Raw genomic sequence first — 4114 nt, 5'->3', positions numbered from 1 at the left:
GCTGCGGGCGTACGCCGATGGCCACTTTACTCGATGGAAAACGGATCTGGGCAGAAAAGAATCTGAACCAGATGTAATCTGACAGACACCTGTATAAATAATCGGTAACTGTCAGATCAGGTCTGAGCTAGTACACATAATTTCAGCGAATATCTTCGTTGCAGATCACCTTTCCCCCCCCCCCCCCACAGGCTATGCTAGTTTTATTCAACATTGGTCATCGAGGTTCTTATGAATGTTTTAGTGACAGGTGGTAGCGGTTACATCGGCAGCCATACCTGTGTTCAGCTTTTAGAAGCCTGGCATCAACCGATTATTCTGGACAACCTGTGCAACAGTAAAGCCAGCGTGGTGGAAACCCTTACCCGTCTCACCGGAAAGGCAGTGCCCTTTTATCAAGGTGATATTCGCGATAGCGTTTTATTAGACCGTATTTTCGCCACTGAAAACATCGATGCCGTGATCCATTTTGCTGCGCTAAAAGCGGTCGCAGAATCCGTCAGCAAGCCTGTTGAATACTATGACAATAACATCCATGGCACCCTGACGCTGGTTAAAGCAATGGAAAAAGTGGGCGTTAAAAACCTGATTTTTAGTTCCTCTGCAACGGTCTATGGCGATCAGCCACGTATCCCTTATCAGGAAAGCTTTCCCACCGGTATGCCCGCCAGCCCTTACGGGCGCAGCAAGTTGATCGTGGAGCAGATCCTGACAGACTTACAGAAAGCGCATCCGGAGTGGAGCATTGCCTTATTACGCTATTTCAATCCGGTTGGGGCACACCCTTCAGGAGAGATGGGCGAAGATCCACAAGGCATCCCTAACAATTTGATGCCCTTTATCGCGCAAGTCGCCGTTGGTCGCCGAGAATCGCTGTCTGTCTTCGGTAATGACTACCCGACGGAAGATGGCACCTGCGTCAGAGATTACATCCATGTCGTCGATCTGGCCGACGGTCACGTTGCAGCAATGAAAGCACTGTATCAACGCCCGGGAGTACATATTTACAATCTGGGGACTGGTGTCGGCTACAGTGTATTGAACGTCGTGCAAGCATTTAGTCAGGCATGCGGTAAACCGCTACCCTATCACTTCGCCCCGCGCCGCGAGGGCGATCTTCCCGCCTATTGGGCCGATCCGGAAAAAGCGGCCAATGAACTCCACTGGCGCGTTACCCGGACGTTAGCGCAAATGGCGGAGGATACCTGGCGCTGGCAATCCAAACATCACAATGGCTATCCCGACTGATACCCTGAGGAGCAGGTGTATGCTGAACGAAAAAAGTGCTGAAATGGCCCCAAATGGCCAGCCTTTTACGCTGACTACGCTAAAGAACCGTGCAGGAATGCGCGTTATGTTGATAGATTGGGGCGCAACCTGGCTTTCTTGTCAGGTCCCTCTGCCGGAGGGAGAAGTGCGTGAAGTACTGCTCGGCTGCACGACACCTGCGGATTATCCGCGCCAACAGGCCTATCTTGGCGCGTCTATCGGGCGCTATGCCAACCGCATCGACCACGCCCGTTTACAGCGAAACGGCGCAATCTACACACTGACACCCAATCAGGGCAAACACCAGTTGCACGGTGGACCCGATGGGTTTCACGCGCGTCGCTGGCGCATTGTGCAGCAGGATGCTACGCAAATCACTTATCTGCCGGTCTCGCCCGATGGCGATCAGGGCTACCCGGGGCAATTGACCGCACAGGCACGCTATCGGTTAACCGAACACAATGCGCTGGAAATTGAGTATTCCGCGCTGACAGAGAAAACCTGTCCGGTATGCCTGACTAACCACGCCCATTTCAATCTTGATGGACATACCAGCGATGTGCGTCACCACCGTTTACAACTGTTCGCCGATCATTATTTGCCGGTGAACAGTGAGGGGATCCCCGTTGACGGCCTTGCTCTGGTAAACCACACGGGTCTGGATTTCCGCCAGCCCAAAACGCTATTGCAGGATTTTTTGCACGACGCCGATCAGAAAGCGGTTAGCGGCTATGACCACGCTTATCTGCTGCATCGGACCTGCGGCTCCAGCGAATGCCCAGCGGCAAACCTGTGGTCTGCGGATGAGAAAGTGATGATGAGCGTCTTCACCAGCGCTCCAGCCTTGCAGCTTTACAGTGGGAACTTTCTCGCGGGGACCCCTGCCCGAGACGGCACTCTGTATGACAACTTCGCTGGAGTGGCGCTGGAAAGTGAATTTTTGCCAGACAGTCCAAATCATCCGGACTGGCCACAACCAGACTGTTGGCTGAAACCCAGCAGTACTGCTCACTGACAAGTTATCAATTCGTTACATAACGCCACCAAGACAAACCGGGCACGCTTTTGCACGGTAAATTTATGTCAAGAGCGTGCACAGCAAACAATTCACGCTTTCGCTTACGCAAAAATTATTGTTATATGTAGGGCTATTCGATTACTCCGTGGGAAGCTCCGCATGTTTGGGTTGCCTTTCAGACAATTACCGCAACGCAAGCGCCGTCTATTGGCGTTTGGCGTGGTTGTCTGTTGGTTGATGCTTAATACCCAACTGGCGTTGGCAGCTCATCTGTGCGATGTCCAACCGGTGGTACAAACCACGCAGGTGGTCAGTCACCACGGCATGAACATGACACGGGTCTCTCACCACGCCTCAGTCATGGCGAAAGCGCCGCTGTGTGATAAACACTGCACACCGGATACGGCGCAAAAGACCGCCTCGCCGCTGAACCTGGATGCGATAGCGCATGATACGAGCACGTTGCTCGTGTTGGCGAATGATACTAACCTCCCTGATCAACACACGTGGTTAACACCACCGCGAACCGGGCCACCGGCTGAGATCGTATACTGCCGTTTCGGAGAATAAATCCAGATATACCCTAAATAATTCGAGTTGCAGGAAGTCGGCAAGCGAATGGGTCCCGATGGGCTTACTCCAGTAAGTGATTCGGGTGAGTGAACGTAGCTAACGCATCTGCAATTTTAAGTATGACGGGTTAAAACAACACATTGATTTTCTATCATTTGTTATATTTTATTCTGGAGATACTTATTATGCGTACGTTACTGACCGCCATTGCCCTATTTGCTTCCGTTGCTACTACAGCCCCTGCTTTTTCCGAAACATCGCCTGTCGCCGCGCACGATCACAATGCCATGATGTCCATGGATCACAGCAACATGAACCATGGTACTCAACCCACCCGTGCCGCGACGGTGTATCAAGGCACAGGAGTGGTAAAAGCCTAGTCGGACACCAGCGTCACCTTCGCCCACCAACCTATTCCCGCACTTAGTTGGCCCGCCATGACCATGCGTTTTGGCCTCAGTGCCTACAAGGGCAGCCCGCTGAGCGTCGGACAAACGGTGAACTTCACCTTTATCCAAAGCGCCTCCGGCTACGATTTGATTTCAGCATCCGCTAACTGATTCGAGGTCGATATGTTGACGCTTCGTCTACAGCAGGCGGGTTATGCCCTTACATGGCTTTTTGGCTGCGCGATATTTACGGCTCGGGCAACAACGCTCGATCAAACCCTGGCGGCTGCGAAACAGTATTCGGCAGAAATTTCTGCCAATAATCACCAAGTGAATGCCTTGAATAACATGGCAGATTCCGCCATGCAGCTACCCGATCCCAAACTGAAAGTTGGGATTGATAACTTTCCGGTCAGTGGGGCCAATGCGCATCGTTTCACCCGTTCTGACATGACCATGCAACGTGTCGGCATCATGCAGGATTATGTCAGCAGCACTAAACGCGAACGCGAATCAGATGCCATTCGCGCTGAAGCGCGTAAAGCGGAGGCTAATCAGGACGTGATTCGCGCCGGGTTGCAACGAGAAGCATCACTGGCCTAGTTCGAACTGGCGTTGGGGCAACATGCACAGGAAGCAGTTGAACGCCTGCTGAGCGACACACAGCGGCAGCTTGGCATGCAAAAAGCAGGGGCCGCGAGTGGCAGCAACAGCGCGAGCAGCGGGTCGTGTATTCAATATGTTGATTGCAGTGTGAAATGTCCGGTTTTGGATGTGGAATACAGTGGCTAAAGTTGATGTAAGATGCCCATTTTGTGAACAGACATCTCCTGTGAAAAAACACGGTTATGGCAAAAGTGGCCAT

The 4114-nt window shown here is 52.3% G+C and carries 5 protein-coding genes and 3 pseudogenes; 7 read left to right on the top strand and 1 reads right to left on the bottom strand.

Annotated elements, in window-relative coordinates:
• Positions 1-231: 231 nt before the first annotated feature.
• The 6 genes and pseudogenes from galE (at position 232) to QZ506_RS15930 (ending at position 3852) form a co-directional block, all read left to right on the top strand.
• Entirely contained in the window at positions 232-1248 is a 1017-nt protein-coding gene (gene galE / locus QZ506_RS15950) for a UDP-glucose 4-epimerase GalE (protein ID WP_291972390.1), read from the top strand.
• A gap of 19 nt (positions 1249-1267) precedes the next feature.
• A pseudogene (gene galM / locus QZ506_RS15945) lies at positions 1268-2307 on the top strand (galactose-1-epimerase).
• 139 nt (positions 2308-2446) lie between these two features.
• Positions 2447-2857, top strand: a complete 411-nt coding sequence (locus QZ506_RS15940) for a hypothetical protein (RefSeq protein ID WP_291972387.1) — start codon at positions 2447-2449, stop codon at positions 2855-2857.
• Between the two features lie 188 nt (positions 2858-3045).
• Positions 3046-3240: a hypothetical protein gene (locus tag QZ506_RS15935; protein WP_291972385.1), complete on the top strand. Its 195-nt coding sequence runs from the start codon at positions 3046-3048 to the stop codon at positions 3238-3240.
• Between the two features lie 21 nt (positions 3241-3261).
• Positions 3262-3420 (top strand): annotated as a pseudogene (locus QZ506_RS21670) (copper-binding protein); the annotation flags it as partial.
• A gap of 15 nt (positions 3421-3435) precedes the next feature.
• Complete coding sequence (locus QZ506_RS15930) at positions 3436-3852, top strand: hypothetical protein (protein ID WP_291972384.1); 417 nt, start codon at positions 3436-3438, stop codon at positions 3850-3852.
• On the opposite strand, the gene QZ506_RS15925 is transcribed toward QZ506_RS15930, so the two are convergent.
• Positions 3841-3987 carry a hypothetical protein gene (locus QZ506_RS15925; RefSeq protein ID WP_291972383.1) on the bottom strand — a complete coding sequence of 49 codons (147 nt, stop codon included), beginning with the start codon at positions 3985-3987 and terminating at the stop codon, positions 3841-3843. The genes QZ506_RS15930 and QZ506_RS15925 overlap by 12 nt on opposite strands.
• Positions 3988-4033: 46 nt before the next feature.
• On the opposite strand from QZ506_RS15925, the pseudogene QZ506_RS15920 reads away from it, so the two are divergent.
• Positions 4034-4114: pseudogene (locus tag QZ506_RS15920) on the top strand (IS1 family transposase); the annotation flags it as partial.

The organism is Candidatus Symbiopectobacterium sp. (genome assembly GCF_020054415.1).
In the GTDB taxonomy this organism is placed as follows: domain Bacteria; phylum Pseudomonadota; class Gammaproteobacteria; order Enterobacterales; family Enterobacteriaceae; genus Symbiopectobacterium.
This window is presented reverse-complemented; position numbering and strand designations above follow the sequence as displayed.

Coding starts and splice junctions, on each gene's coding strand:
- galE (WP_291972390.1), top strand. CDS start 232: ATGAATGTTTTAGTGACAGGTGGTAGCGGTTACATCGGCAGCCATACC.
- QZ506_RS15935 (WP_291972385.1), top strand. CDS start 3,046: ATGCGTACGTTACTGACCGCCATTGCCCTATTTGCTTCCGTTGCTACT.
- QZ506_RS15940 (WP_291972387.1), top strand. CDS start 2,447: ATGTTTGGGTTGCCTTTCAGACAATTACCGCAACGCAAGCGCCGTCTA.